Source organism: Nonomuraea sp. JJY05, from assembly GCF_043496855.1.
Classification (GTDB): Bacteria; Actinomycetota; Actinomycetes; order Streptosporangiales; family Streptosporangiaceae; genus Nonomuraea.
On record NZ_JBIEIS010000039.1, the window covers coordinates 73542 to 99685 of the forward strand.

At 71.2% G+C, this 26144-nt stretch carries 20 protein-coding genes, 3 tRNA genes and 1 pseudogene; 13 read left to right on the forward strand and 11 right to left on the reverse strand.

Annotated features, from left to right (window positions below):
- Window positions 1-183: 183 nt before the first annotated feature.
- On the forward strand, window positions 184-1680 hold the full coding sequence (locus ACFKCF_RS44725; protein ID WP_394501469.1) for an alpha-N-arabinofuranosidase: 1497 nt from the start codon (window positions 184-186) through the stop codon (window positions 1678-1680).
- 176 nt (window positions 1681-1856) lie between these two features.
- Here ACFKCF_RS44725 and ACFKCF_RS44730 read toward each other — a convergent pair whose 3' ends face one another.
- Window positions 1857-2873 carry a LacI family DNA-binding transcriptional regulator gene (locus ACFKCF_RS44730; protein ID WP_394501470.1) on the reverse strand — a complete coding sequence of 339 codons (1017 nt, stop codon included), beginning with the start codon at window positions 2871-2873 and terminating at the stop codon, window positions 1857-1859.
- 512 nt (window positions 2874-3385) lie between these two features.
- Between ACFKCF_RS44730 and ACFKCF_RS44735 the strand changes: the two genes are divergently transcribed.
- Window positions 3386-5011, forward strand: a complete 1626-nt coding sequence (locus ACFKCF_RS44735) for an ABC-F family ATP-binding cassette domain-containing protein (protein ID WP_394501471.1) — start codon at window positions 3386-3388, stop codon at window positions 5009-5011.
- Window positions 5004-6731, forward strand: a complete 1728-nt coding sequence (locus tag ACFKCF_RS44740; protein ID WP_394501472.1) for an ABC-F family ATP-binding cassette domain-containing protein — start codon at window positions 5004-5006, stop codon at window positions 6729-6731. The genes ACFKCF_RS44735 and ACFKCF_RS44740 overlap by 8 nt, the downstream gene beginning before the upstream one ends.
- A gap of 105 nt (window positions 6732-6836) precedes the next feature.
- Here the strand turns inward: ACFKCF_RS44740 and ACFKCF_RS44745 are convergent.
- From ACFKCF_RS44745 to ACFKCF_RS44765, 5 genes and pseudogenes are all read right to left on the reverse strand, one after another.
- Window positions 6837-7079, reverse strand: a pseudogene (locus ACFKCF_RS44745) (VOC family protein); the annotation flags it as partial.
- A gap of 77 nt (window positions 7080-7156) precedes the next feature.
- A tRNA-Val gene (locus ACFKCF_RS44750) sits at window positions 7157-7231 on the reverse strand.
- A gap of 4 nt (window positions 7232-7235) precedes the next feature.
- A tRNA-Cys gene (locus ACFKCF_RS44755) sits at window positions 7236-7306 on the reverse strand.
- A gap of 15 nt (window positions 7307-7321) precedes the next feature.
- Window positions 7322-7393: transfer RNA gene (locus ACFKCF_RS44760), tRNA-Gly, on the reverse strand.
- Window positions 7394-7458: 65 nt separating this feature from the next.
- A complete protein-coding gene (locus tag ACFKCF_RS44765) occupies window positions 7459-8094 on the reverse strand; it encodes an ACT domain-containing protein (RefSeq protein ID WP_364842616.1) in 636 nt (211 codons plus the stop codon).
- Window positions 8095-8173: 79 nt separating this feature from the next.
- Here ACFKCF_RS44765 and dusB point away from each other — a divergent pair, with 79 nt between their 5' ends.
- Window positions 8174-9286, forward strand: a complete 1113-nt coding sequence (dusB, locus tag ACFKCF_RS44770) for a tRNA dihydrouridine synthase DusB (protein ID WP_394501473.1) — start codon at window positions 8174-8176, stop codon at window positions 9284-9286.
- Between the two features lie 4 nt (window positions 9287-9290).
- Here the strand turns inward: dusB and ACFKCF_RS44775 are convergent, their stop codons facing one another.
- Window positions 9291-10070: a phytanoyl-CoA dioxygenase family protein gene (locus ACFKCF_RS44775; RefSeq protein ID WP_394501474.1), complete on the reverse strand. Its 780-nt coding sequence runs from the start codon at window positions 10068-10070 to the stop codon at window positions 9291-9293.
- Window positions 10071-10105: 35 nt separating this feature from the next.
- Here ACFKCF_RS44775 and ACFKCF_RS44780 point away from each other — a divergent pair, with 35 nt between their 5' ends.
- On the forward strand, window positions 10106-11002 hold the full coding sequence (locus ACFKCF_RS44780; RefSeq protein WP_394501475.1) for a helix-turn-helix domain-containing protein: 897 nt from the start codon (window positions 10106-10108) through the stop codon (window positions 11000-11002).
- Window positions 11003-11008: 6 nt separating this feature from the next.
- Here ACFKCF_RS44780 and ACFKCF_RS44785 read toward each other — a convergent pair whose 3' ends face one another.
- Complete coding sequence (locus ACFKCF_RS44785) at window positions 11009-12163, reverse strand: ROK family protein (protein ID WP_394501476.1); 1155 nt, start codon at window positions 12161-12163, stop codon at window positions 11009-11011.
- A gap of 166 nt (window positions 12164-12329) precedes the next feature.
- Here ACFKCF_RS44785 and ACFKCF_RS44790 point away from each other — a divergent pair, with 166 nt between their 5' ends.
- The 7 genes from ACFKCF_RS44790 to ACFKCF_RS44820 are packed head-to-tail and all read left to right on the forward strand — an operon-like array spanning window position 12330 to window position 21802.
- Window positions 12330-13631 carry a glycoside hydrolase family 36 protein gene (locus ACFKCF_RS44790; protein ID WP_394501477.1) on the forward strand — a complete coding sequence of 434 codons (1302 nt, stop codon included), beginning with the start codon at window positions 12330-12332 and terminating at the stop codon, window positions 13629-13631.
- Window positions 13628-14554, forward strand: a complete 927-nt coding sequence (locus ACFKCF_RS44795; RefSeq protein ID WP_394501478.1) for a carbohydrate ABC transporter permease — start codon at window positions 13628-13630, stop codon at window positions 14552-14554. Before ACFKCF_RS44790 ends, ACFKCF_RS44795 begins: the two co-directional genes overlap by 4 nt.
- A gap of 7 nt (window positions 14555-14561) precedes the next feature.
- Window positions 14562-15371, forward strand: a complete 810-nt coding sequence (locus tag ACFKCF_RS44800) for a carbohydrate ABC transporter permease (protein WP_394501479.1) — start codon at window positions 14562-14564, stop codon at window positions 15369-15371.
- 14 nt (window positions 15372-15385) lie between these two features.
- Window positions 15386-16684, forward strand: coding sequence for an ABC transporter substrate-binding protein (locus ACFKCF_RS44805; RefSeq protein ID WP_394501480.1), 1299 nt, complete (start codon window positions 15386-15388; stop codon window positions 16682-16684).
- A gap of 9 nt (window positions 16685-16693) precedes the next feature.
- Entirely contained in the window at window positions 16694-18238 is a 1545-nt protein-coding gene (locus ACFKCF_RS44810; RefSeq protein ID WP_394501481.1) for an alkaline phosphatase D family protein, read from the forward strand.
- A 10-nt stretch (window positions 18239-18248) separates the two neighbouring features.
- Complete coding sequence (locus tag ACFKCF_RS44815) at window positions 18249-20189, forward strand: NPCBM/NEW2 domain-containing protein (RefSeq protein ID WP_394501482.1); 1941 nt, start codon at window positions 18249-18251, stop codon at window positions 20187-20189.
- A 5-nt stretch (window positions 20190-20194) separates the two neighbouring features.
- Window positions 20195-21802 (forward strand): beta-N-acetylhexosaminidase, encoded by a 1608-nt coding sequence (locus ACFKCF_RS44820; protein ID WP_394501523.1) that lies wholly within the window; start codon window positions 20195-20197, stop codon window positions 21800-21802.
- Here ACFKCF_RS44820 and ACFKCF_RS44825 read toward each other — a convergent pair.
- Window positions 21799-22317 (reverse strand): DUF2087 domain-containing protein, encoded by a 519-nt coding sequence (locus ACFKCF_RS44825; protein WP_394501483.1) that lies wholly within the window; start codon window positions 22315-22317, stop codon window positions 21799-21801. The two genes, ACFKCF_RS44820 and ACFKCF_RS44825, sit on opposite strands and share 4 nt — an antisense overlap.
- A gap of 8 nt (window positions 22318-22325) precedes the next feature.
- Here ACFKCF_RS44825 and ACFKCF_RS44830 point away from each other — a divergent pair, with 8 nt between their 5' ends.
- Window positions 22326-22889 carry a hypothetical protein gene (locus tag ACFKCF_RS44830; protein WP_394501484.1) on the forward strand — a complete coding sequence of 188 codons (564 nt, stop codon included), beginning with the start codon at window positions 22326-22328 and terminating at the stop codon, window positions 22887-22889.
- 171 nt (window positions 22890-23060) lie between these two features.
- On the opposite strand, the gene ACFKCF_RS44835 is transcribed toward ACFKCF_RS44830, so the two are convergent.
- Together ACFKCF_RS44835 and ACFKCF_RS44840 are read right to left on the reverse strand one after the other, a co-directional pair.
- Complete coding sequence (locus ACFKCF_RS44835; protein WP_394501524.1) at window positions 23061-25568, reverse strand: DEAD/DEAH box helicase; 2508 nt, start codon at window positions 25566-25568, stop codon at window positions 23061-23063.
- Between the two features lie 41 nt (window positions 25569-25609).
- A complete protein-coding gene (locus ACFKCF_RS44840) occupies window positions 25610-26107 on the reverse strand; it encodes a GNAT family N-acetyltransferase (RefSeq protein ID WP_394501485.1) in 498 nt (165 codons plus the stop codon).
- Window positions 26108-26144: the final 37 nt, after the last annotated feature.

Genomic DNA, 26144 nt, shown 5'->3' on the forward strand with positions numbered 1-26144 from the left:
CTTTCCGCTGAGGTCGGGGACCGTTTGTTTCGTGGGGGTTACCCGAGTGTTAGCGGTAACACCCGACGTGTCAAGTCCCCTCCCCGGCCAGCTCGACCCCGTCGTGCGCCCGCTTGACCGGCCTCCTTGTTATCGCTAACAATCTGGATCACGTAACGCCCGCGAAACCCAGGAGATCTCTCCGTGCACCAGGCCAAACTCACGCTCGATCCCGCCTTCAAGGTCGCCCCGGTGCGGCGGCGCACCTTCGGCACGTTCGTCGAACACCTCGGGCGCTGCGTCTACACCGGCATCTACGAGCCGGGCCACCCCTCCGCCGACGAGGACGGCTTCCGCGGCGACGTGCTCGACCTGACCAGGGAGCTCGGGGTGTCCACGGTCCGCTACCCGGGCGGCAACTTCGTCTCCGGCTACCGCTGGGAGGACGGCGTCGGCCCCGTCGACCAGCGTCCCCGCCGCCTCGACCTGGCCTGGCACAGCACCGAGACCAACGAGGTCGGCGTCGACGAGTTCGTCCGCTGGTGCCGCAAGGCCGGCGTCGAGCCCATGATGGCGCTCAACCTCGGCACCCGCGGCATCGAGGCGGCCCTCGACCTGCTGGAGTACTGCAACCACCCGTCCGGCACCGCGCTGTCCGACCAGCGCATCGCCAACGGCTCCAAGGAGCCGCACGCGATCAGGATGTGGTGCCTGGGCAACGAGATGGACGGCCCCTGGCAGACCGGTCACAAGACCGCCCACGAGTACGGCCGGCTCGCCGCCGAGACCGCCCGCGCCATGCGCATGGTGGACCCGTCCCTGGAGCTGGTCGCCTGCGGCAGCTCCAGCTCCAGCATGCCGACCTTCGGCGCGTGGGAGGCCACGGTGCTGGAGGAGGCGTACGACGTGGTGGACTACATCTCCTGCCACGCGTACTACGAGGAGAAGGACGGCGACCTGGGCAGCTTCCTGGCCTGCTCGACCGACATGGAGTACTTCATCCGCTCGGTCGTGGCCACCGCCGACGCGGTCGGCGCCCGGCTGAAGTCGCGCAAGCGGATCGACATCTCCTTCGACGAGTGGAACGTCTGGTACCTGTCGCGCTTCCAGAACGCCGCCCCGCCCGCAGACTGGCCGGTCGCGCCGCGGCTGCTGGAGGACCACTACCACCTGGCCGACGCCGTCGCCTTCGGCGGCCTGCTGATCACCCTGCTGCGCAACAGCGACCGGGTCACGGCCGCGTCGCTGGCCCAGCTCGTCAACGTCATCGCGCCCATCGTGACCGAGCCCGGCGGGCGGGCGTGGCGCCAGACCACCTTCCACCCGTTCGCGCAGGCGTCCCGGCTCGCGGCCGGTGACGTGCTGCGGGTGGAGCCGATCTCGCCCGCGTACGAGACGGCGCAGTTCGGCGAGGTGCCGCTGCTGCACGCGGTGGCCACGCACTCGGAGGAGGGCACGACGCTGTTCGCCGTCAACCGCTCGACCGACGGGCCGCTCTCCCTGGAGATCGACACGCGGGCGCTCGGCGGCGCCCGCATCGTCGAGGCCACGACCCTGACCGACTCCGACGTCTACGCCCGCAACACGGCCGACGACCCGGACCGGGTCGCGCCCCGGGCCAACCCGGACGTGGAGCAGGACCCGGCCCGCGTGCTCCTGCCCCCGGTCTCCTGGAATGTGATCCGCCTGGCCCGCCCCTGATCACTCACGCGGAGGCCCGCGGCTGATCACTCACGCGAAGGCCCGTCCCTCGTCCCGAACCCGAGACGTGCGCATCCGCGGCGACGGCCGCCGGGCGCGGCACGGGCCGGCGGAGGCGGCGGGCGCCGGGGTGAGCGGGGCGCAGCTCCCCGCGGCGAGCGGGGCGCAGCTCCCCGCTACGCCTGCGGGGCCGGGGCGGCGCTCTCCCTCACGACCAGCTCCGGCTCCACCAGCCGCCGCGCGTCGACCGAGGCTCCCGCCATCCGGTCCAGCAGCAGGTGGAAGGCGTGCCTGCCCACCTCGCCGAAGTCCTGGCGCACGGTCGTCAGCGGCGGCCAGAAGTAGGCCGACTCGGGGATGTCGTCGAACCCGGTCACGCTCACGTCCTCCGGCACGCGCCGCCCGGCCTCGCGCAGGGCGCGCAGCACGCCGAGCGCCATCTGGTCGTTGGCGGCGAACACGGCGGTGACCTCGGGATCGCGGGCGAGCTGCTGCCCGAGCTGGTAGCCGGAACGCGAGCTCCAGTCGCCGCGCAGCACCTCGGGCACCGGCCGGTCGGCGGACTCCAGCACGCCCCGCCATCCTTCGATGCGCCCGTTCGCGTCGAGCCAGTCGGCCGGCCCGGCCACGTGCCACACCGTGCGATGGCCGAGGTCGAGCAGGTGCCGGGTGGCCCTGGCGGCGCCCGTACGCTGGTCCACCTTGGCCACGGGCACGGGGATGTCGTCGCCGGCGTCGACGGCGACCACGGGCATCTCGGCGGGCAGGTGCCGCAGCCCGTCGGCGGCCGACTCGTGCGGGGCGACGATGATCACCCCGTCCACCGCCTGGTCGCGCAGCCGCTCCACGCCCTCCTCCATCGACCTGCGGCTGAGCGAGGGCAGGCTGGCGATGCTCACGTTGAACCCGGCGTTCCTGGCGGCCTGCTCGATGCAGTAGAGCGTGGAGGCGGGACCGTACAAGGTGGTGTCGATGCTCACCACCCCGAGCACCCCGGACCGCCCGGTGACGAGCTGGCGGGCGGCCTGGTTGGGCCGGTAGTCGAGCTCCTGCACGGCGGCGAGCACGCGCGCCCTGGTCTCGGCCCGCACCCGGTCCGGCGCGTTGAGCACGCGCGACACGGTCATGGCCGAGACTCCGGCGAGCACGGCTACGTCCATGAGCACCGCAGGCCTGCCGTCCCTGGATTTCACGGAGGCTCACCCCCTTGCCGATAACGCTAACAGCCGCCGACCCCGAACGCGCGGACCATTATCACCGCCCGGCCCGCCTCCCGGAAAGCCTGGCCTTTCACGATGGGCGCCTCGCGCTCCCAGCCGGCGCCCCCGGAGGGCTCCCGCCCCGGAGACCGCCCTCAACGGCCGGGAGAACGCGCATGACCACCGAGCCGGGCTGCCCCGCCGGAAGCTTCCCCCGCGAGGAGGTCGTCCGCCGTATCAGCGAGGCCCTCGACGGGTTCACCGCCACGGCGAAAGGGTCAGGGGATAAGCGGCGTCCGGCGGGTGCTATGGTGTGAGACGCTCGTGATCAGAAGCTAGGAGACCAGACGTGGCAGGTGACGACGACATCTCCGGGTGATACCGGAGGTTGAGCGGCCCCGGCAGGCGCATATGACCGCCGCCGATGTGGCCCTCGTCGTCGTTCCCCGAAACCCCTTTGCCGGGCGGCTTCGGCGCGCCCGCGTTCTCTCACGAGGTCTTCTCGCATGTCCGATGCGTTCATCATCTGCTCCAGCCTGTCCTTCTCCTGGCCTGACGACACGCCCGTCTTCAGCGACCTGTCCTTCACCGTGGGCGGCGGCCGTACCGGCCTCGTCGCCCCGAACGGCGCGGGCAAGAGCACGCTGCTCAAGCTGATCGCCGGTGAGTACCGGCCCGGAGGCGGCAGCGTGTCCGTCAGCGGGCTGCTCGGTTACCTGCCGCAGAGCCTGCCCCTCACCGGCGACCTGACCGTGGCCGAGGTCCTCGGCATCGCTCCGGTGATCGCCGCGCTGGACGCCATCGAGGCGGGCGACGCCGGCGAGGAGCACTTCACCACGATCGGCAACGACTGGGACATCGAGGAGCGCACCCGTGCCCAGCTCGACCGGCTCGGGCTCGGCGACCTGGTGTTCGACCGCACGCTGCGGACGCTGAGCGGCGGCCAGGTCGTCTCGCTCGGCCTGGCCGCGCAGCTGCTCAAGCGGCCCGACGTCCTGCTGCTCGACGAGCCGACGAACAACCTCGACCTCGCCGCCCGCCGCCGGCTCTACGACGTGCTTGGCGACTGGAATGGCTGCCTGCTTCTGGTCAGCCACGACCGGGCCCTGCTCGACCGGATGGACCGCATCGCCGAGCTCGACCGGGGCGAGGTCCGCTTCTACGGCGGCGACTTCACCGCGTACGAGGAGGCCGTACGCGCCGAGCAGGAGGCCGCCGAACGGACCGTGCGCAGCGCCGAGCAGGAGCTCAAGCGCGAGAAGCGGGAGATGCAGCAGGCCCGCGAGCGCGCCGACCGCCGGGCGAGCAACGCCGCCCGCAACCTCAAGAACGCCGGCCTGCCCCGCATCTTCGCCGGGAACATGAAGCGAGGAGCCCAGGAGTCGGCCGGGCGGGCGGGCCAGATGCACGCCGCCCGCGTCAGCGACGCCAAGGCCAGGCTCGACGAGGCCGGACGGGCGCTGCGCGACGACCAGAAGATCTCTCTGGAGCTGCCGGGCACGAACGTGCCCGCCGGGCGCACGGTCTTCCACGGCGAGCACCTGCAGGCCCGGGGCCTGTTCGCCGAGCCGGGCATCGACCTGACGGTCCGCGGACCCGAACGCATCGCGCTCACCGGCCCCAACGGCGCGGGCAAGTCGACCCTCCTGCGCATGATCAACGGCGACCTGGCGCCCGACGGCGGCACGATCAGGCGGGCCGACGGCCGGGTCGCCTACCTGTCGCAGCGGCTCGACCTGCTCGACGTCGAGCGGACCGTGGCCGAGAACCTGGCCACGTTCGCCTCCCGCATGCCGGAGGCGGAGCGGATGAACCTGCTCGCCCGCTTCCTCTTCCGCGGCGCCCGTGCGCACCTGCCGGTGGGCGTGCTGTCGGGCGGCGAACGGCTGCGCGCCACGCTGGCCTGCGTGCTCTGCGCCGATCCGGCACCGCAGCTCCTGCTGCTCGACGAGCCCACCAACAACCTCGACCTGGTCAGCGTGGGGCAGCTGGAGAGCGCGCTCGGCGCGTACGAGGGGGCGTTCGTCGTGGTCAGCCACGATGAGCGGTTCCTGGCGGAGATCGGGGTGGAGCGGTGGCTGGAGCTGTCCGGCGGCCGGCTGCTGGAGACCGGAGGGCCCGCCGGTGAGTGACGCGCTGCTCGCCCGCGACCTTGTTCGGACGCTGGGCACGCGGCGCGTGCTCGACGGCGTCACCCTCACCGCCGCCCCAGGCCGCCGGATCGGGCTGATCGGCGAGAACGGCGCGGGCAAGTCCACCCTGCTACGGCTGCTGGCGGGCGAGGACCGGCCCGACTCCGGCACCGTCGTCCGCCCCGCCGACCTCGGCTTCCTGCACCAGGAGCTGCCGTTCGACGGCCGGGCCACGATCGCCGACGTGCTCGACGACGCTCTGCGCGAGGCGCGCGCGGACCTGGCCGAGCTCGACCGGCTCACCCGGGCGCTCGCCGGCGCCCCGGACGACGCCGCGCTGCTCGAAGCGTACGGAGCCCGGCTCGACCAGGCGCAACAGCGCGAGTCCTGGGACGCCGACCGGCGCGCGGAGATCGTCCTCGACCGGCTCGGCCTGGGCGGCGTGCCGCGGTCCCGGGCACTGGCGTCGCTGTCGGGCGGGCAGCGCGGGCGGCTCGCCCTGGCGGCGCTGCTCATCAGACGGCCCGCGGCGCTGCTGCTGGACGAGCCCACCAACCACCTGGACGACGCCGCCGCGGTGTTCGTGGAGGAGCAGCTGTGCGGCATGACCGGGGTGGTGGTCGTGGCCAGCCACGACCGGGCGTTCCTGGACGCGGTCTGCACGGACCTGGTCGATCTCGACCCCGCGGTGGACGGGCCCGTCCGGTACGGGGGCGGGTACGGCGCCTACCTGGCCGAGAAGCGCGCCGAGCGGGAGCGCTGGGAACGGCGGCACGCGGAGGAGCAGGAGGAGCTCGGCGAGCTGCGCCGGGCCGTCGCGGTGACGGCGCGGCGGGTGGCGCTGGACGGGCTGCGGCGCGACAACGAGAAGATGGGGTACGGGCACCGCGGCGGGCGCGTGCAGAGCCAGATCTCGCGCAGGGTGCGCAACGCCGCCCGGCGGCTGGCCGAGCTCGAACGCGACCAGGTGCCCCCTCCACCGGCGCCGCTCCGCTTCCGCGCCCCCACCCTGGCCGTCCACGCCCCGGAAGACGTCGCTCCCGCCCTGGCCGTCCACGCCTGGGAGAACGCCACTCCTGCCTTGGCCACCCAGGCGCCGGAGGGCGCCGCTCCTGCCTTGGCCGTCCACGCCCCGGAGGGCGCCGCTCTCGACGCGCCCCTGCTGTCGTTGCGCGACGTGCGGGTGCCGGGACGGCTAGCGATCGACCGGCTCGACGTGTCGCCCGGCGAGCGCCTGCTGGTCACCGGCCCGAACGGGGCGGGCAAGTCGACGCTCCTGGCGGTGCTGGCCGGCCGGCTCGACGCGGAGGGCGAGGTGCGGCGGCGGCGCGGCCTGACCGTCGGGCTGCTGGCCCAGGACACCGTGTTCGAGCGGCCGGACCGAACCGTGCGGGAGACGTACGAGCTGGCACTGGGAGCGGAGCGCGCCGAGTCCGTGCCGCTGCGCTCACTCGGCCTGATCGGCCGGAGGGACGTGGACCTGCGGGTGGGCGAGCTGTCCGCCGGCCAGCGCCGGCGGCTCGCGCTGGCGCTGCTGGTGGCGGACCCGCCCGAGATGCTCCTGCTCGACGAGCCCACCAACCACCTCTCACCCCGCCTCTCCGACGAGCTGGAGGAGGCGATGGGTGCGGCAGGGCCCGGCGCGATCGTGATCGCCAGCCACGACCGGTGGCTGCGGGCGCGCTGGCAGGGCCGTCACGTCCGGCTTCGTGACTCTTGACGACGAAAGAGGCTCAGGCGGCCGGTGGGGAGCAAGCGACCCAGGTGGACAGCCCATTGGCGCCTCCTGAAGTGAGCACGCCGCCCGATCTCCGACAGGCATGCGTCACGGGGTTGTCGCGGCCCGCTCGGACTCGCTGCGGAGGACACAGAACTCGTTGCCCTCGGGGTCGGCGAGCACGGCCCAGCCCGTGCCATCGGCGTTGCGGCGGTCAGCGACGAAGGAGGCGCCCAGCCCCAGCAGGCGGTCGGCCTCCTCCTCGCGCGAGCTCTCCGGACGCAGGCAGAGGTGGAGCCGGTTCTTGACCGTCTTGGGCTCCGGCACCTGGTTGAAGTACAGCAGCGGTCCCGGGCGAGTCGTCATCTACCCAGAACAGCAAGAAGCCCCAGACCCGCGGCAGTTGCCGTGGGCTGGGGCTTTGAGCATGGTGGACGATACTGGGATTGAACCAGTGACCTCTTCCGTGTCAGGGAAGCGCTCTCCCGCTGAGCTAATCGTCCGTAGAGGTGGAGACGGGATTTGAACCCGTGTGGACGGCTTTGCAGGCCGCTGCCTCGCCTCTCGGCCACTCCACCGAGTCAATGTCTCCGAGCGGAAGACGGGATTCGAACCCGCGACCCTCACCTTGGCAAGGTGATGCTCTACCACTGAGCCACTTCCGCGTTGCTGCCTCGACAACTCTAGCGCGTCCGCCGACCGGATGGTTACGCGTAGCGGTGGAGTGCGGCTATTTGCGGAGCTGGCGGGCCACGCTCCGCTCGGTGGCGGGCAGGCTGAGGAAGATCTCCAGGATGCGGGTGAGGCGGTGGACCTCGATGCGGTGGAAGGAGGGGCCCTCCGAGCGGGCCAGGAGGAGGGAGAGGGCCAGGGGCGGCAGCGGGGCGTGGATGACGTGCAGCCCCTCCTCCAGGGTGACGGCCGTCGGGCGGGACGGGGTCTCCTCCGGGACGATCAGGTCTTTCGGGGCGCGCCAGCTGGCGTAGACGACGCGCCGGTCGGCCGTCGTGGCGGCCCAGTCGGCGCTGAACAGGACCGGGAGCGAGTCGACGAGCGTGGTGAGCGCGCGGTCGCCCGCCGTGGTGATGTACTTGAGGATCTCCAGCTCAGGGTACGTGCCCGGGGCCTCCCTGGTGGTCCAGATGCCCTCGACCGCCACGCCCTCCACCGTCTCCAGGCTCTTGACCAGCGACTGCCGGGGCGTGCTCTCCGCGCAGAAGACCGTGATGTCGTCGACGGCCGTGCCGGCGCCCCGATCGAGCACGGTGACCTGCGTGATGTCGGCCCCCGACGCCCCCAGGGCCCTGGTCACCTGCGCGAGCGAACCCGGCTTGTCGGGCAGCGCCACCCGTACGCGAAGAAGCATCCATCCCTCCCCTGAAGATGCGGATAACAGCCTATCCGCGAATACCGGTTACGGCCTGACCTGCGCTACAACTGACTGGGTGAAGATTGGGCCGATTGGGGTTTGGCCGCCCGTGGTGCTGGCGCCGATGGCGGGCATCACGAACGCGCCGTTCCGGGTGCTGTGCAGGGAGCAGGGCGCAGGCCTGTTCGTCTGCGAGATGATCACGACGCGCGGGCTGGTCGAGCGCAATCCGAAGACGCTGCGGATGATCAGGTTCGCGGAGTCGGAGCGGCCCAGGAGCATCCAGCTGTACGGGGTGGATCCCGACGTCGTGGGGCGGGCGGTCAAGATGATCGCCGAGGAGGACCTGGCCGACCACATCGACCTCAACTTCGGCTGCCCCGTGCCCAAGGTGACCAGGCGCGGGGGCGGGTCCGCGCTGCCGTACAAGAGGAATCTGCTGCGGCGGATCCTGCGGGAGGCGGTGGCCAACGCGGGGTCGTTGCCCGTCACGATGAAGATGCGCAAGGGGATCGACGACGATCACCTGACGTATCTGGACGCGGGGCGGATCGCGGCCGAGGAAGGCGTCGCGGCGATCGCGCTGCACGCCCGTACGGCCAAGCAGCACTACGGGGGCGTGGCCGACTGGGAGGCCATCGCCCGGCTGAAGGAGGCCGTGCCGGAGATCCCCGTGCTGGGCAACGGCGACATCTGGTGCGCCGACGACGCCCTGCGCATGGTGGCGCGCACCGGGTGCGACGGCGTGGTGGTCGGGCGCGGCTGCCTGGGGCGGCCGTGGTTGTTCAAGGATCTGGAGAACGCGTTCAACGGCAGCCCCGAGCGGGCCCGGCCCACGCTCGGCGAGGTCGCCGACGTGATGGCCAGGCACGCCGAGGGGCTGACCGAGTGCTTCGACATCGAGCGCTACGCGGTCGCCGACTTCCGCAAGCACGTCGGGTGGTATCTGAAGGGGTTCACGGTCGGGAGCGAGCTGCGGCGGGAGCTGGCCACGGCCGAGTCGCTCGACGGGCTGCGCGAGGGGCTGGCGAAGCTGGAGCACGACCAGCCGTGGCCGCCGAACACCGACACGCCCCGGGGCAAGTCGGGGGAGCGGGCCAAGGTGCTGCTGCCGGACGGGTGGCTGGACGACCCCTGGGACTGCGTGGTCCCCGACGGCGACGCCGAATCCGACATCTCCGGGGGGTGAGCGGTCAGTGCGGGCCGGTGATCTCGGTGCCGCAGGGGCCGCCGCCCACGGACGCTGCCAGCCGGACGGGTTCGCCCGACATCGTGAGCGTCGGGTAGTACTCGGCGATCCGCTCGGCCGAGCGGCCCACGTAATGGCAGATGAAGCTGCGCCTGAAGCGGTCGGCCGTGCTGTTCGGCTCCGAGCCGTGCACCAGGCTGCCGTTGAAGAACAGCACGTCGCCGGGCTCCATGTCGACCGGCACCTTCGTCAGGCCGGGCGGCGGCGGCACGTACTCCCGGGTGAAGGAGATGTCCTGGTCCGCCTCCTCCGGGCAGAACAGGTCCATGAGGTGCGTCCCCGGCACGACCTCGAGGCCGCCGTTCGCCCGGTCCACCTTGTCGAGCGCCACCCATGCGGCCACGCACGTGCCCGGCTCGACCCGCAGGTAGAAGTTGTCCTGGTGCAGCGCCTGCCCCCTGGCGCCCGGCGGCTTGAAGTAGAACATGCTCTGGGCTGCTATCGGCTCCTCTCCCAGGATGTCGCGGAGAATCGCGGCGATGCGCGTGTCGAGCAGGTATCGCAGGGCCAGGTCGTTCACCTGATGGGGGTGCATGATCCGCGGGTAGTCACGGAGGATGTCGTACGGCCGGCCGGGTTCCTGCGGCTGCGGCGCGAAGTGGCCCGGGATCGGCCCCTTGGCGTGCAGCGCCATGAACTCCTCGCGCAGCTCGGCCGCCTCTTCCGGGGCGAGGAGGCCGGGCACCAGCAAGAACCCCTGATCGTGGAAGTCGTTGAGCCTCATGTTTCCCACGCTAGAGACCGGGATCGTGGAACGGTATGCCTGTGACCGCTGAGGACCTGTCTGTTCCTGCTGCCGAGTTGACGATCGTCGGTCACTACGACCAGGCGCCCGGGTACGCCACGCGCCGTCCCACCGGGTCGCCGAGCTGGCTGCTGCTGTGGACGGAGGCGGGGGCGGGGTTCGTGGCGCAGGGCGGGGCGTCGTTCGAGGTCCGGGCCGGGGACCTGGCGGTGCTCGGCTCCGGGGTGTCGCAGTACTACCGGGTGCTGCCGGGCGCGGAGCGGTGGCGGTTCTGGTGGGTACACTTCCAGCCCCGTCCCTCCTGGGCGGCCTGGCTGGGGCCGTTCGCCCGGGGCGACGGGTGCCATCTGGTCGGGGGCGTGCCGGTGGGCGTGCACGGGCGGATGGGGCTGGCGTTCGAGCGCGCGCTCCAGGACGCCCGGTGGGTGCCTGACGCGCCCCTCCCCGCGAGGGCCGAGGCGCGGCTGCCCGCCGTCGTCCTGGCGGGGCCGGCGCGGGAGCTGGTGCTGGGGGCCGTCGAGGAGGCGCTCGTCCTGGCCACCGCCTCCGCCCGGCCCGAGGGGGTGCGGCGGCCGGACGAGGGCGACGAGCGGGTACGCCGGGTGCTCGCGCTCATCGCCGCCGAGCCCGGCGCGGCCCACTCGGTCGCCTCGCTCGCGCGTGCCGTCGCGCTCTCGCCGTCCCGCTTCGCCCACCTGTTCGCCGCCGAGACCGGGCGCAGCCCGATGCGGGCCGTCCGCGAGGCGCGGGTACGGCACGCGGCGAGCCTGCTGGAGGTGACGGACCTGGACGTGGGGCAGGTGGCGGCGGCCTCCGGCTTCGTCAGCCCGTTCCACTTCAGCCGGGCCTTCAGCCGCGAGTACGGCCTGCCGCCCCGCGACTACCGCGCCCGCCTGCGCCCGCAGCCCTGACCCAGGTCAGCGGGTGACGGGGAGGGGGCCCTTGTCGGGGGTGAAGAGCTGGTCGTCGAGGTGGTCGACCGCGTAGTCGATGGCCCCCACCACCACGCACTCGTCCCCCAGCGTGGAAGCCCGCACCTCCGGCATCCGCATGCACGTACGCTCCAAGCGCTCCCGCAGCCGCCCCAGCAGCACGTCGGAGGAGCGGGAGAAGCCGCCCCCCAGCACCACCATCTGCGGGTCCAGGATGAGCACCATCGCGGCCGTGCCCACCGCGAGGTCGTCGACGTACCGTTCGACGGCGGCGAGCGCCACCGGGTCCCCGTTGCGGGCGGCGGCCAGCGTCCACCCGGCCGCGTCCTCGGGCGGCGTGCCCTCGGGGAGGGACGGGCAGGTGTTGAGGTGCTCGGCGGGGTCGAACCAGCGGGCCTCGGGCAGCATGGAGATCTCCCCGGCCGCCGCCCCGAAGCCCCTGTGCACCTTCCCGCCGATGATCAGCCCGGCTCCCATGCGCCGCCCGACGTGCAGGAAAACCACGTCCCTGGCGCCCTTGGCCACCCCGCGCCTGGTCTCGGCCATGGCGGCCAGGCGGCTGTCGTTCTCGATGAGGATCTGGCAGGGGAACATCTCGCGCATCTTGCCCGCGAGGTCGAGGTCGCGCCAGGCGGGCACGGCGGCCGAGTAGATGACCCGCCCCTCGACGTCGATCACGCCGACCGTGCCGACCGAGATCATCCACAGGTCGGAGACCGACGTGCGGCTGAGCGCCAGGCAGCCGGAGACGGCGCGCTCGATCGCCGCCAGGCGCTCCTCGATCGGGTCGTCGGGCAGCACCGGCTGCCGGGTCTCGGCGAGGATCTCGCCGTCCAGGTCGGACAGGGCGGCGCGGATGTTGTGACCCCCTATGTCCACCCCGACCAGGTAGCCGCTGTCGGCGCGGAAGCGGTAGCGGCGGGCCGGCCGGCCCATCGTGCCGGGGCTCGGCGGCACCTCCTCCACCCAGCCCAGGCCCATGAGCTCGTCGGTGACCTCCTTCATGGACGGCCGGGACAGGCCGGTGCGCTCGGCGAGCGCCGACAGGGTGAGCGGCCCCGCCCTGCGCAGCTCCCGGATGGCCGTCAGCGAGTTGAGCTGCCGCAGCCGGGACAGGTCGCCGCCGCGAACGTCCGCCATCGCCGTCCTTAAGTAGGTCTCCTCTGTAACCAGAGATTATGCCAGCGATTGACGGCTGTACGCGCCGCCTCCATCTCCTGTTACGACGGCAAAAATCCGTCATTGACCCCGCCCGAAAGCCGGTGCTACTAATGAAGCGCTCCTTCGTAAGTCGAGAGGATTGAGGATGTCGTTCGAAGACATCGGCGAGATCGGGTGCGGCCCTGGCGAGGCGCGGGTGTTCGAGCACGGCTGGCAGTCGTGGAGCCCCTCCGGCGCGTACCGCCTGACGGACGCCCCGCCCCGGCCCGCCGACGAGACCATCCAGATCCTCGCCTACCGCCCCGAGACCCCAGCCCCCCAGGGGGTGTTCCAGGGCGAAGGGCTGCTGGCCGTCGAGCCCGGAGACGGGTCGGTCGAGCTCTGGTCCGCGCCCAGCCCCCTCCAGGTGCCCTCGATCAGGGCGCGTGAGGAGGGCGGCCGCCTGGTGATCTCCGCCGACGGCCCGGTACGCCACCACCGCGCCGAAGGGAGCCTGGACCAGGCCCTGCGCGACTGGGCGGACACCATGACGGAAAAGCGGACCTTTCCCGCCGTCCCGCCCATGTGGTGCACCTGGTACGGCTACTGGGACAAGGTCACCGACGCCGACGTCATCGAGAACCTCCAGCACTCCGAACGCCTCGGCCTGGGCGCCGAGATGTTCCTCATCGACGACGGCTACGAGGCCGAGATCGGCGACTGGCTGGAGGGACGGCCGGAGTTCGGCTCGCTGGCGCGGGCCGTGGACGCCGTCACGGGCGCCGGGCGGCGGGCCGGGATCTGGACCGCGCCGTTCCTCGTCGGCCACCGCAGCCGGATCTTCCGCGAGCACCCCGACTGGCTGGTCCAGGGCGCGTACGCCGGGCGCATGTGGGACCAGGAGCTGGCCGTGCTCGACGTCACCAACCCGGCGGCGGCCGAGCATCTCGTCGACGTCTTCCGCACGTTCAGGGCCATGGGCATCAGCCACTTCAAGCTCGACTTCATCTACGCGGGAGCCCTCGCGGGCGGGCGGCACGAGGACCTCGACCCGATCGCCGCGTACCGGCGGGGCCTGGAGCTGATCCGCCGGGGCGCGGGCGCGGACGCCACCCTGCACGGGTGCGGCGCGCCCATGCTGCCCAGCATCGGCCTGGTGGACGTCATGCGGGTCAGCCCGGACATCGCGCCGACCCTGCAGCCCAAGTCCGGCGACATCAGCCAGCCCTCCCAGCTCGGCGCCCGGCTCACGGGCGCGGCCCGCGAGTTCCTGCACGCCCGCTGGTGGGTGAACGACCCCGACTGCATCATCCTGCGCCCCGAGGTGGAGGCGCGGGAGGAGTGGGCCGCGCACATCGCCGCCACGGGCGGGCTGCGCGGGTCGAGTGACCCGATCGCGGCGCTGGACGACTGGGGCCTGGAGACGACCAGGCGCCTCATGGTCCCGACGGCGACGGACCCCTCGTGACCAGCCTCACCGCGCGGAGCAACATGGTGGCGGATGCCAAGGTGGCCAAGAGGCGGGGGAGCGGCTGGCACGCCTACCTCTTCGTCGGCCCCAGCCTCTTCGGGGTGATCGCGTTCCTGCTGCTGCCGATGCTCATCGTGCTCGTCCTCAGCCTCTTCGACTGGGAGCTGCTCTCGTCCCCCGAGTTCGTGGGGCTGGACAACTACCGCCGGCTGGCGGGGGACGGGCAGGCGTGGCACTCGCTCGGGGTGACGGTCGCGTACGTCCTGCTGTGCATCCCGCTCCAGACCGTGCTCGCCCTGACCCTCGCCATGCTGCTCAACCAGCGCATCAAGGGCGTCAGGTTCTACCGCTCGCTCTTCGTGGTCCCCTGGATGGCCACGCCCATCGTCCTCGCCCTGATCTGGAACTGGATCTTCGACCCCCGCGAGGGCGCCATCAACAGCGCGCTCGCGCTGGTCGGGGTCACCGGCCCCGACTGGCTGTCCGACCCCACGTGGGCGCTGCCCGCCGTCGCGCTGGTCAGCATCTGGCAGTACACCGGCTACAACATGCTGTTCTTCCTGGCCGGCCTGCGAGGCATCCCGAAGGAGCTGCACGACGCGGCCGAGACCGACGGCGCGACCCCCGCCCAGCGGTTCTGGCGGGTCACGCTGCCGCTGCTCAACCCCACGATGTTCTTCGTCAGCGTGACGAACCTGATCGGCGCCTTCCAGGTGTTCGACACGGTGTTCGCGATGACGGACGGCGGCCCCAGCCACACCACCGAAGTCCTGAACTTCCGGATCTACCAGACCGCCTTCAAGGAGTTCGACTTCGGCTACGCGGCCACGCTGTCGACGCTGCTCTTCCTGATCATCTTCCTGGTGACGATGGCGCAGGTCAGGTTCTTCGGCAAGCGCACCACCTACGACCTGAGCTGAGAGACCCATGGTCAAGCGAATCCTCCTGTACGCCGTGCTCGCCATCGGTGCGTTCGTCTCCGTCTTCCCGTACCTGCTCGTGGTCCTGACCGCGTTCAAGACGCAGGGGCAGCTCAGCGAGACGGCCCCGTGGCTGCCGGGGCTGCCGCCGACCACGGACAACCTGGCCAAGATGCTGGCCGGGGACTTCCCCCGCTACCTGCTCAACACGGCTGTGATGACGGCGCTGCTGACGGCCGGGCAGCTGGTGTTCACCACGTTCGCCGCGTACGCGTTCGCCCGGCTCCGGTTCAGGGGCAGGGACGCGCTGTTCTGGCTGTTCGTGGCCACGATGATGGTGCCCAGCGCCGTCACCATGATCCCGCTGTTCCTGATCATGCGGCAGCTGGACCTGGTCAACACCTGGTACGGCCTGCTCGCCCCGTACGTGCTGGGCACCCCCTACGGGATCTTCCTCATGCGGCAGTTCTTCAAGACGCTGCCCGCCGGCCTGGAGGAGGCGGCACGCATCGACGGGGCGGGCCCGCTGACGATCCTGCTGCGCGTCATGCTCCCGCTCTGCCGCCCGGCGCTCGGCACATTGGCGATCATCACCGTGATCTCGACCTGGAACAGCTTCCTCTGGCCGCTGATCATCACCAGCGGCGACGACACCAAGGTCATCACGGTGGCCATCGCCACGCTCAAACAGGGCATCGGCGTCGATTACAACCTCATGATGGCCGGCAGCCTGATCGCGCTGATCCCGATGGTGGCCATCTTCATCTTCTTCCAGAAGCACATCGTCAGATCCGTCGTCCTCACAGGTCTCAAGTAAGAAGAGGTCAGCGAATGTTGCGCAACCCCCCGATTCGCTGGGCGCTGCTCGGCGCCGCCCTGCTCGCCCTCACCTCCTGCGGTTCGGGCGGCGGCGGCGAGTCAGGCCAGGTCACGTTGACGTACCGGCTCTGGGACGACCAGCAGAAGGTCGGTTACGAGAAGGTCATGGCGGCCTTCGAGAAGGCCAACCCCGGCATCCGCGTCAACCTCGAGCTGCTGCCGTACGACCAGTACTGGACGAAGCTCACCGCCGACGTCGTCGCCGGCACCGCTCCGGACGTGTTCTGGATGACCCCCACCCAGTTCCCCGAGTACGTCACCAAGGGCGTCCTGTCGCCGGTCCAGGTCGACGGGTCGAAGTACCACCAGACCGTCGTCGGCTCCTTCACCTACGAGAACAAGCTGTACGGCGTCCCGAAGGACTGGGGCATCGTCGGCCTGCTCTACAACAAGGACCTGTTCAAGCAGGCCGGCGTCGAGATGCCCGACAAGCTGACCTGGGCCAAGGACGGCACCGGCACCCTGCTCGACACCGCGCGCAAGCTCACCGTGGACGAGGCCGGCAAGCACCCGGGCGACGCGGGCTTCGACCCCGCCAAGGTCAAGACGTACGGCTTCGCCTCCTGGAACCACTACCAGACGCAGTGGATGAACTGGGTGAGCTCCAACGGCGGCAAGCTCGTCGACAAGCCCTTCGGCAAGTACGCCTTCAACGACCCGGCGTCGGTGGAGGCGCTGCAGTTCGGCGTGGACCTGGTCAACAAGCACCACGTCTCCCCGCCCGCCACCCAGACCAACCCGCCCACCGGCAAGGTCACCGACATGTTCAAGGCGGGCAAGGTCGCGATGTTCCCCGCCAACAACGCGCTGCTGCCGTTCGTGGCGCCGGAGGCCACGTTCGAGATGGGCGTCGCGGCCATGCCCGAGGGGCCGCAGGGCCGCTCGGTCAACCTGAACGGCCTGGCCGAGGCCGTCTACGCCAAGAGCAAGCACCCCAAGGAGGCCATGAAGCTGGCCGAATACCTGGGCACCCAGGAGCCGCAGAAGCTGATGGCCGACGGCGGCTACGTCTTCCCCGCGCTCAACGGCCTCAGCCAGGGCTACGTCGACTACTGGAAGGCCAAGAAGATCGACGTCACGCCCTTCGAGCAGGAGGCCGCGGGCTCGACCTTCCCGCTGCCGGTCACCACCGGCTTCACCGGCTTCGAGACCAAGCTCAACCAGATCTTCAACGAGATGTACCTCGGCAAGCTCACCCCCAAGGCCGCCGCCGACCAGGCCGTCGCCGAAGGCAACGCCACCGTCAAGTAAAGGACCCCCATGATCACCCGGCGTTCTCTGTTCGCCGGGGGCGCGAGCCTGGGCATCTCCGCCGCACTGGGTGCCGAACCCGTGCGTGCGGCCGTCCGCCGCGCCCCTCTCTCCGACCCCTTCCAGCTCGGCGTCGCCTCGGGCGAGCCCACGCCCGGCGGCGTGGTCCTGTGGACCCGGCTCGCCATGAACCCGGTCGCCCTCGACGGCCTCGGCGGCATGCCGGACCGCCCGGTGCCGGTCCAGTGGCAGCTCGCCAAGGACGAGAACTTCCGGCACGTCGTACGGGGAGGCGTCGAGGTCGCCCGCGCCGACGCGGCCCACAGCGTGCACGTCGAGCTCGACGGCCTCCAGCCGGGCGCCGAGTACTTCTACCGCTTCAGGGCCGAGGGCGAGATCAGCCCCGTCGGCCGCACCCTCACCGCCCCCGCCCCCGGCACCCGCGGCCGCGCCCTGAACCTGTCGTTCACCTCCTGCGCCGACTACCAGGTGGGCTGGTTCACGCCGTACCGCAGGATGGCCGAGGACCAGCCCGACCTGATCGCCTTCCTCGGCGACTACATCTACGAGTACGGCGACTACAAGTACCCGGTCCGCGACCAGGCCGGCGGCGAGTGCCTCGACCTGGCCGGATACCGGTTACGCCACGCCCAGCACAAGGCCGACCCCGAGTCGCAGCTGGCCCACGCCATCGCCCCCTGGGTCGTGGTGTGGGACGACCACGACATCGAGAACGCCTGGGCCGGCGACGTGCCCGAGCAGCCCGACCCGCCGTTCCTCGCCCGCCGGGCCGCCGCCTTCCAGGCGTACTACGAGAACATGCCGCTGCGTCGCGCCCAGAAGCCCAACGGCTCGGCGCTCAAGCTCTACCGCAGCATCCGCTGGGGCGCGGTGGCCAACCTGCACCTGCTCGACACCCGCCAGTACCGCGACCTGTACGCCTGCACCGGCAAGAGCGGCACCGTCGGCCCGGACTGCCTCGACCGCCTGGAGCCGAACCGCACCATCCTGGGCCGCGAGCAGGAGGCCTGGCTGGACGGCGAGCTGAAGGGCTCGCGCGCCACCTGGGACCTGCTCGGCCAGCAGGTCTTCCTCATGGAGATGGACTGGACGAACGGCGAGGGCAAGGGCTACTCCAACGAGGGCTGGGACGGCTACGTCGCCTCCCGCAACCGCCTGACGGCCGCCATCGACACCTACAGGCGCAACGCCGTCGTGCTCACCGGCGACGTGCACAGCCACTGGGCCGGCGAGGTCAAGCGCGACTACCAGGACCCCGAGTCGAAGTCCGTGGCCGTCGAGCTGGTCACCACCTCGGTGACGAGCGCCGGCAACGGCCTGGACGAATACCCCAACACGCAGGTGCTGCTCAACGAGAACCCGCACGTGAAGTTCTTCAACGGCCGCCGCGGCTACGTGCGCACCAAGCTCACGCAGCAGGAGATGAAGGTCGACTTCCGGTCGCTGTCTCGCGTCACGGAGCCGTACGCCCCCGCCTACACCTCCGGCTCCTTCGTCATCGAGCCGGGCGCCGCCAGACTCAACCCCGCCTGACAGGACTCCCATGCGCATCCTCACGGCCGCCGCCGCCGCGGCGGCCCTCCTCGCCGTGCCCTTCGTGCCGTTAGCCGGCGCCGCCGAAGCGGCGGCCGGCCCGCCGATGGGCTGGAGCAGCCGCTCGCTCGGCTGCTCGGTCTCCGAGTCGTCGGTGCGCAAGGCCGCCGACGCCCTCGTGCCCCTCGTCCCGCTCGGCTACCGGTACGTCATCGTCGACGACTGCTGGCTGGCCACGCAGCGCGCGGGCGGCGCCCTCGCCCCGGACGCCGGCCGCTTCCCCGGCGGCATCAAGGCCCTGGCCGACTACGTCCACGGCAAGGGCATGAAGCTGGGGCTCAGCCTGTCGGCGGGCACCAAGGCGTGCTCCGGCGGCGGCCCCGGCTCGTACAAGAGCGAGGCCGCCGACGCCGAGCAGCTCAAGGGCTGGGGCGTCGACTACGTCAAGTACGACTGGTGCGGCATCCCCACCGCCGACTTCCCCGGCCAGAACGTGCAGCAGATCGCCCAGGCCCTCTATCCGCGCATGCGCCAGGCCCTCGGCGCGGACGTCGTGTTCGCCATGAACAACGAGGACGGCAGCACCGTGCCCTGGCTCTGGGGCAAGGGCGCGGGCGCCACCACCTGGCGGACGAACGTCTACAACCGCCCCATCCCCGACGCCTACGCCTCGATGGTGGACATCTGGGAGACCAACCAGCTCAGGGCCGAGTACGCGGGCCCGGGCAGCTGGGCCGACCCGGACCTGATCCAGGCCGGGCGCGGCGGGATGACCGAGACCGAGTACCGCGCCCAGTTCACCCTCTGGGCCGTCGGCGCCGCGCCGCTGGTCCTGCAGGCCGACCCGGCCGCCGCGCCGCCCTCGGTCGTGGCCAACCCCAAGGTCGTCGCCGTGAACCAGGACTCCCTGGGCGTCCACGGCACGTTCGTCAAGACCGACGGCTGGTACCACGTGCTGTCCAAGCCGCTGGCCAACGGCGACCGGGCCATCGCGCTGTTCAACGAGAGCGACCGGGCGGCCACCATCGCCACCCGGCTCGGCGGCTCGCGTTACCGGGTCGAGGAGCTGTGGAGCGGCGCGGTCGCCTCGTCCAAGGGCGAGCTCTCGGCCCAGGTCCCCGCGCACGCGGCGCTGCTCTACCGGGTGAGCGAGAGCCGCGAGCAGGCGCCGCCGCTGGTGACGTTCGAGGCCGACCCGCCCGCGTTCCTCGGCGACGACCGGCCCTCGGTGCTGGAGCCGGGCAGGACCGGCGAGATCGTCACCCGGGTCACCAACACCGGGGCCACCGCGCGGTTGCGCGACGTCGAGGTCGCGGCCCGCGTACCGGACGGGTGGCAGGTCGCCGCGCGCACGCCCACCCGGGCGAGCCGGCTCGAGGGCGGCGAGACGCTCACCGTGAAGTGGGCCGTCACCCCGCCCGCCGGCGCGACGCCGGGGACCTACGAGCTCACCTTCACCCAGGGCACGCAGAGCGCCGTGGCCGTCGTGACGGTCGCGACGGTGCCGGGTCCGGGGCGGACCTCCCTCAGCGACGTGGCCTGGACCAGCGCCAAGAACTACTTCGGCCCGGTCGAGAAGGACACCAGCAACGGTGACAAGGCGGCCGGCGACGGCAGGCCGATCACCATCGAGGGCGTCACCTACGCCAAGGGCCTCGGCGCCCACGCGCCCGCCGAGATCGAGTACCACCTCGCCGGGCGCTGCTCGACCGTCGAGTTCCAGGCCGGGATCGACGACGAGGTCGGCGCTGCCGGCTCGGCCGACTTCGAGGTCTGGGCCGACGGCGGCCGGGTCGCCCACTCGGGCGTGCTCACCGGCGCCATGCCCGCCCGCAAGGTCACCGCGTCCGTCGAGGGCGCCAGATATGTCCGGCTGGTCGCGACCAACGGAGGCGACAACGCGACCTCCGACCACGCCGACTTCGCCGACGCCACCATCACCTGTAAGTAAGGAGTCTGCCGTTGTTGATCGTTCCCAAGCCCGTCAAGCAGGAGCCCAGGCCAGGGGCGTTCGTTCTCGACCGAGAGACCTCGCTCGCCGCCGACCCGGCGCTCGGCGGGGTGGCCGCCTGGCTGCGCGGCGAGCTCGCCCCCGTCACCGGTGGCGAGCTGCTGCCGGGGGGCTCGGGAACGATCACCCTGGCGCTCGGCGACCTGCCGCCGGAGGCGTACCGGCTGACCGTCGGCTCCACGGTGGAGATCGTCGCGGGCGGCCCAGCCGGGGCCTTCTACGGGGCGCAGACGTTCAGGCAGCTGCTGCCGCCCGCCGCCTTCAGGAAGGCCGGGGGCGGCCTCTTCGAGGTGCCCGGCGCGTACGTCGAGGACGCGCCGAGATTCGCGTGGCGCGGGGCCCTCCTCGACGTCGCCCGGCATTTCATGGTCAAGCGGGACGTGCTCCGCTTCATCGACCTGCTGGCCCTGCACAAGCTGAACGTCCTGCACCTGCACCTCACCGACGACCAGGGATGGCGGGTCGAGATCCGCCGCTACCCGAGGCTGACCGAGGCCGGCGCCTGGCGTAAGGAGAGCCAGACCGGCTGGAACGGCCCCATGGACGGCCGCCCGCACGGCGGCTACTACACCCAGGACGACATCAGGGAGATCGTCGCCTACGCCGCCGCGCGGCACGTGACGGTGGTCCCCGAGATCGACCTGCCCGGCCACACCCAGGCCGCCATCGCCGCCTACCCGGAGCTGGGCAACCTGGACGCTCCCCTGGAGGTGCGCACGACCTGGGGCGTCGGCCACAACGTGGTCAACGTCGAGGACAGCACGATCAAGTTCTTCCAGGACGTGCTGGACGAGGTGCTCGAGCTGTTTCCCAGCCCGTACATCGTGCTGGGCGGCGACGAGTGCCGCAAGGATCAGTGGCGGGACAGTCCCGCGGCGCAGCGGCGCATCGCCGAGCTGGGGCTGCGCGACGAGGAGGAGCTGCAGAGCTGGTTCATCCACCAGTTCGACGCCTACCTGACGGCGCGCGGCCGCAGGCTCGTCGGCTGGGACGAGATCCTGGAGGGCGGCCTCGCGCCCGGTGCGGTGGTCGCCTCCTGGCGCGGCGAGCTGGGCGCGGTGACCGCCGCCAGGAGGGGCCACGACGTGATCAACTGCTCGAACACCAGCCTCTACCTGGACTACCGGCAGGGTCCGGGGGAGGAGGAGCCGGTCCCGTTCGGGACGGTGCTGACGCTGGAGGACGTCTACGCCTTCGAGCCCGTGCCCGCCGACCTGCGCGGCGAACCGGCGGCCGCCCGCGTGCTGGGCGCGCAGTGCTGCCTGTGGACGGAGCTGATCGACTCCGCCCGGCACGCGGACTACATGGCCTTCCCGCGGCTCACGGCCTTCTCCGAGACGGTGTGGAGCTCTCCCGAGCGCGACCTGGCCGACTTTCGCAGGCGGCTGGCGGCGCACCTGCCCCGGCTGGAGGCGATCGGCGTGGAGTACCGGCACGAGGAGGGGCCGCTGCCCTGGCAGACCCGGCCCGGCGTGCCGGGTCGGCCGGAGGACCCGGAGCGCTGGCAGGCCAAGCTCGACGCCTGGACCAGCAACCTGCGCCGCTCGCTCTAAATCTCCACTGTGCCGATGTCCACCGGGCCGCCGCTGCGCCAGTAGACGTTGCCCTCCCTGGACAGCAGGCCCTCGTCCACCAGGTAGCGGCGCAGCGCCGCGTAGTCGTCGTGGAAGGCGCGCAGCGTCACGTTCACGTCCTTCTCCGGGTAGCGCACGCCCGGCTCGAACAGCGTGGCGATGTAGCGCAGCACCACGAGCCGCTTGTCGCGGCGCATCCCCATGGTCGTCAGCCGCCCGTCCACCAGGAACGTGCGCAGCACCCGCTCATCGGCGCTCAGCGCCTGCGCCGGCTCGGCCCGCGCCCGCAGCAGCTCCCTGAACCGCTCGGGCGCGGCCCGCCACTTGCCGCTCTCGTCACACGCCGCCAGGCCGCCGCCGGCCAGCTTGCGCAGCGCCTTGGGGGACAGGTCGTCGGTCTCGCCCAGCACCAGGGAGGCGAAGGTCCGTAACGTGTCGTCCTGAGAGAGCAGGCCGAGCACGCGCCTGAGGTCTTCGTCGTTCACCCCTACCATTTTGTCGCATGATCCCAGCGCTGTTAGTCGCGGTCGCGCTCGCCATCCCGAACAACTTCCTGCTGTACGAGAAGGCCGCCGCCACGAAGGACGACAACCCCGAGACGAGCTGGACGGCCAGCGGCAAGAAGTCCGCCGCCCTCGTCGTCAATCCGTGTCAGAAGGCCAAGCTCGCCCAGCCGGGCCGCGCCCAGGCCAGGACGCTCACCTACACCGCGGTGCCCGACTACTCCAAGTCCGAGCAGGTGATCCTCTACGTGACGGCCGAGGCCGCCGGCAAGGCCCTGCGTGACCTGGGCGCCGCCGTACGCGCCTGCTCCAGGGCCGGCTACCGCTACTCCTCCGTCGCGGTGGACCTCGGCGACGAGGGGCTGAAGGTCACCGGCCAGGCCTACCAGGGCAAGAAGGCCGCCGTCGGTGGCGAGCGGGCCATCGTGACCCGCCGCGGGAACGCCCTGGTCCTCTACACCGTGGCCGGCGAGTGGGGCAAGCCCGCCAAGGAGGACTTCAAGCAGCAGACCAGGGACACCAAGCGCATGCTCGCCAAGGTCTGCACCATCGCCGATTGCTGATTACAGGAAATGTCTCGATCTTGGGACATTGTCATGACACGACCCCGACGTTCCACCGAGGACACTTAATCGACAGGCGTGTGCCGGGGCGCCCTTGCCAGTCCGTTCCGGCACACGGCTTGTCATTTTCTGGGGCTGCATTGGGCTTCGGGGGCAGCCCCAGCGCAGCTTCTAGAGCCTGTTGAGGCCGATCACGTGCAGGACCGCGCGGCCCTCCTCGTCGGAGGCCGCCAGATCCACCTGGGCGTCGATGCCCCAGTCGCCGTCACCGGCCGGATCCTTGATCGTCTGGCGGACCTTCCAGAGCCCGCTCTCCTCCTCGATCCGCAGCAGCGCGGGCCCGCGCGCGTCGGCGTCGGTGAAGATCTCCTCGTGGTCGGCGTAGTACGCGTCCAGCGCCGCGCCCCAGTCGACGTCGGGAGCCAGCTCCTCCAGCTCCTCCTCCTTCTCGATGGCGCACAGCTCGACCAGCCGGAACATCGCGTTGCGCACAAGCACGCGGAAGGCCCGCGGGTTGGCCGTGACCGGGCGCACCTTGGCCTCCAGCTGGTCCTTCTTCTCCAGCGCCTCGGCCGGGTTGGTGAGCTTCTCCCACTCGTCGATCAGCGAGGAGTCGACCTGGCGGACCAGCTCGCCGAGCCACTCGATCAGATCGACCAGATCGTCGGTCTTGAGGTGCTCGGGCACCGTACGCGACAGCGTCCGGTAGGCGTCGGCCAGATAGCGCAGCACCGTGCCCTCGGACCTGGCCAGCTCGTAGAACTGGATGTACTCGCCGAACGTCATCGCCCGCTCGAACATGTCGCGGATGACGGACTTGGGGCTGACCGTGTAGTCGCCCACCCACGGATGCCCGCGCCGGTAGGTCTCGTAGGCCCCGAGCAGCAGGTCCTCCAGCGGCATCGGGTACATGACCTCGGCCAGCTGCTCCATGCGCTCTTCGTACTCGATGCCGTCGGCCTTCATCTGCGCGACCGCCTCGCCGCGCGCCTTCTTCAGCTGCGCCGACAGGATCTGCCGCGGGTCGTCGAGGATCGACTCCACGATCGAGACGATGTCCAGCGCGTACGACGGCGACTCGCGGTCGAGCAGGTCGAACGCGGCCAGCGCGAACGTGGACAGCGCCTGGTTGAGCGCGAAGTCCTCCTGCAGCTCGATCGTCAGCCTGGCCCGCCGGCCCTGCTCGTCGGGCTCGGCGAACTGCTCCACGATGCCGCCCGCCAGCAGCGACCGGTAGATCGCGATGGCCTGGCTGATGTGCCGCCGCTGCCACTTGCGGTCCTCGTGGTTGTCGGTCAGCAGGTGCTTCATCGCCTGGAAGCAGTCGCCCGGCCGGTTGATGACCGCGAGCAGCATCGCGTTGCTGACCTTGAAGCGGGAGTTGAGCGGCTCCGGCTCGGCCTCCTGGAGCTTCTGGAAGGTGTCCTCGCTCCAGCCCACGAACCCCTCCGGCGGCTTCTTGCGCGCGTAGCCGCGCCGCCGCTTGGGGTCGTCGCCGATCTTGGCCAGGGCCTTGGCGTTCTCGATGTCGTGCTCGGGGGCCTGGCAGGCGACGTAGCCGATGGTGTCGAACCCGGCCCGGCCCGCGCGGCCCGCGATCTGGTGGAACTCGCGGGCGCGCAGCCGCCGCACCTTGTTGCCGTCGTACTTGGACAGCGCCGTGAACAGCACCGTCCTGATCGGCACGTTGACGCCGACGCCGAGGGTGTCGGTGCCGCAGATGACCTTCAGCAGCCCCGCCTGGGCCAGCCGCTCCACCAGGCGCCGGTATTTCGGCAGCATCCCCGCGTGGTGCACGCCGATGCCGTGGCGCACCAGCCGGGACAGCGCCCGCCCGAACCGGGTCGTGAACCGGAAGCCCCCGATCATCGTGGCGATGGCCTCCTTCTCGGCCTTCGTCGCCATGTTGATGGACATCAGGGCCTGCGCCCGCTCCATCGCCGCCGCCTGCGTGAAGTGCACGACGTAGACCGGCGCCTGCCCGGTCTTGAGCATCTCCTCCAGCGTCTCGTGCAGGGGCGTCATCCGGTAGGAGTAGACCAGCGGCACCGGGCGCTCGGCGTGCTTGACCACGGACGTCGGCCGGCCGGTGCGCCTGGTCAGGTCGCGCTCGAACATCGACACGTCGCCGAGCGTGGCCGACATCAGGATGAACTGCACGTTGGGCAGCTCCAGAATCGGCACCTGCCACGCCCAGCCGCGGTCGGGCTCGGCGTAGAAGTGGAACTCGTCCATGACGACCTGGCCGATGTCGGCCCCGGCGCCGTCGCGCAGGGCCACGTTCGCCAGGATCTCGGCCGTGCAGCAGATGATCGGCGCGCCCGGGTTGACGCTGGCGTCGCCGGTCATCATGCCGACGTTTTCGGTGCCGAAGACGGCGCACAGGTCGAAGAACTTCTCCGACACCAGCGCCTTGATCGGCGCGGTGTAGAACGTGCGCTGGTCACGCGTCAGCGCCGTGAAGTGGGCGCCCGCGGCCACCAGCGACTTGCCCGAGCCGGTCGGGGTCGCCAGGATCAGGTTGCTGCCGGAGACGACTTCGATGAGCGCCTCCTCCTGAGCGGGATAGAGAGTGAGCCCCCGCTCGGAGTTCCACTGGACGAACGCGTCGAAGATCGCGTCCGGGTCGGCGTCGATGTCTTCGGGCAGGCGGTCAACAAGTAGGCTCACGCTCTCTATCCTGCCGAAGTTTGCCGGGTGGTCGAACCGGCCGGGGCCCCTTATCGCAAGTCGAGCTGAAACAGCACGGTGTCGATCCAGCGCTCGTGCTTGAATCCGACCGCCCGCAGCCGCCCGGCCTCCTCGAACCCGAACGCCTTGTGCAGCCGGGCCGACGACGGGTCGCCGGTGTCGGCGATCACCGCGATCATCTGGCGGGCGGGGGTCTCACGGGTCTTCATGATCAGCTCGCCGAGCAGCAGCTTCCCGAGCCCCCGTCCGGTGAGGCCGGGCGCCAGGTAGATCGTGTCCTCGACCGTGTGCCGGTAGGCGGGCTTCGGGCGGTACTGGGAGACGTAGGCGTACCCGGCGACCGCGCCGTCCACCTCGGCCACCAGGAACGGCAGCCCCGCGCCCGCGATGCCGTCCGCCTTGGCCCGCCACTGGTCGAGCCCGAGCGGCGTCTCGTCGAACGTGGCCACGCCGTCGGTCACGTAGTGGGCGTAGATGTCGGCGACGGTGGGGAGATCGGCTTCGGCGAGGGCACGGATGCTGGTCATGGCCCACATTCTGCGCAATGGCGTGTGACGGCGGTGT

Excerpts from the sequence above, each read along its gene's own strand:
- ACFKCF_RS44735 (WP_394501471.1), top strand. The coding sequence starts at position 3,386 with ATGTCCGATGCGTTCATCATCTGCTCCAGCCTGTCCTTCTCCTGGCCT.
- ACFKCF_RS44765 (WP_364842616.1), bottom strand. The coding sequence starts at position 8,094 with ATGCTTCTTCGCGTACGGGTGGCGCTGCCCGACAAGCCGGGTTCGCTC.
- ACFKCF_RS44775 (WP_394501474.1), bottom strand. The coding sequence starts at position 10,070 with ATGAGGCTCAACGACTTCCACGATCAGGGGTTCTTGCTGGTGCCCGGC.
- ACFKCF_RS44780 (WP_394501475.1), top strand. The coding sequence starts at position 10,106 with ATGCCTGTGACCGCTGAGGACCTGTCTGTTCCTGCTGCCGAGTTGACG.
- ACFKCF_RS44785 (WP_394501476.1), bottom strand. The coding sequence starts at position 12,163 with ATGGCGGACGTTCGCGGCGGCGACCTGTCCCGGCTGCGGCAGCTCAAC.
- ACFKCF_RS44790 (WP_394501477.1), top strand. The coding sequence starts at position 12,330 with ATGTCGTTCGAAGACATCGGCGAGATCGGGTGCGGCCCTGGCGAGGCG.
- ACFKCF_RS44800 (WP_394501479.1), top strand. The coding sequence starts at position 14,562 with ATGGTCAAGCGAATCCTCCTGTACGCCGTGCTCGCCATCGGTGCGTTC.
- ACFKCF_RS44805 (WP_394501480.1), top strand. The coding sequence starts at position 15,386 with ATGTTGCGCAACCCCCCGATTCGCTGGGCGCTGCTCGGCGCCGCCCTG.
- ACFKCF_RS44810 (WP_394501481.1), top strand. The coding sequence starts at position 16,694 with ATGATCACCCGGCGTTCTCTGTTCGCCGGGGGCGCGAGCCTGGGCATC.
- ACFKCF_RS44815 (WP_394501482.1), top strand. The coding sequence starts at position 18,249 with ATGCGCATCCTCACGGCCGCCGCCGCCGCGGCGGCCCTCCTCGCCGTG.
- ACFKCF_RS44825 (WP_394501483.1), bottom strand. The coding sequence starts at position 22,317 with ATGGTAGGGGTGAACGACGAAGACCTCAGGCGCGTGCTCGGCCTGCTC.
- ACFKCF_RS44830 (WP_394501484.1), top strand. The coding sequence starts at position 22,326 with ATGATCCCAGCGCTGTTAGTCGCGGTCGCGCTCGCCATCCCGAACAAC.
- ACFKCF_RS44840 (WP_394501485.1), bottom strand. The coding sequence starts at position 26,107 with ATGACCAGCATCCGTGCCCTCGCCGAAGCCGATCTCCCCACCGTCGCC.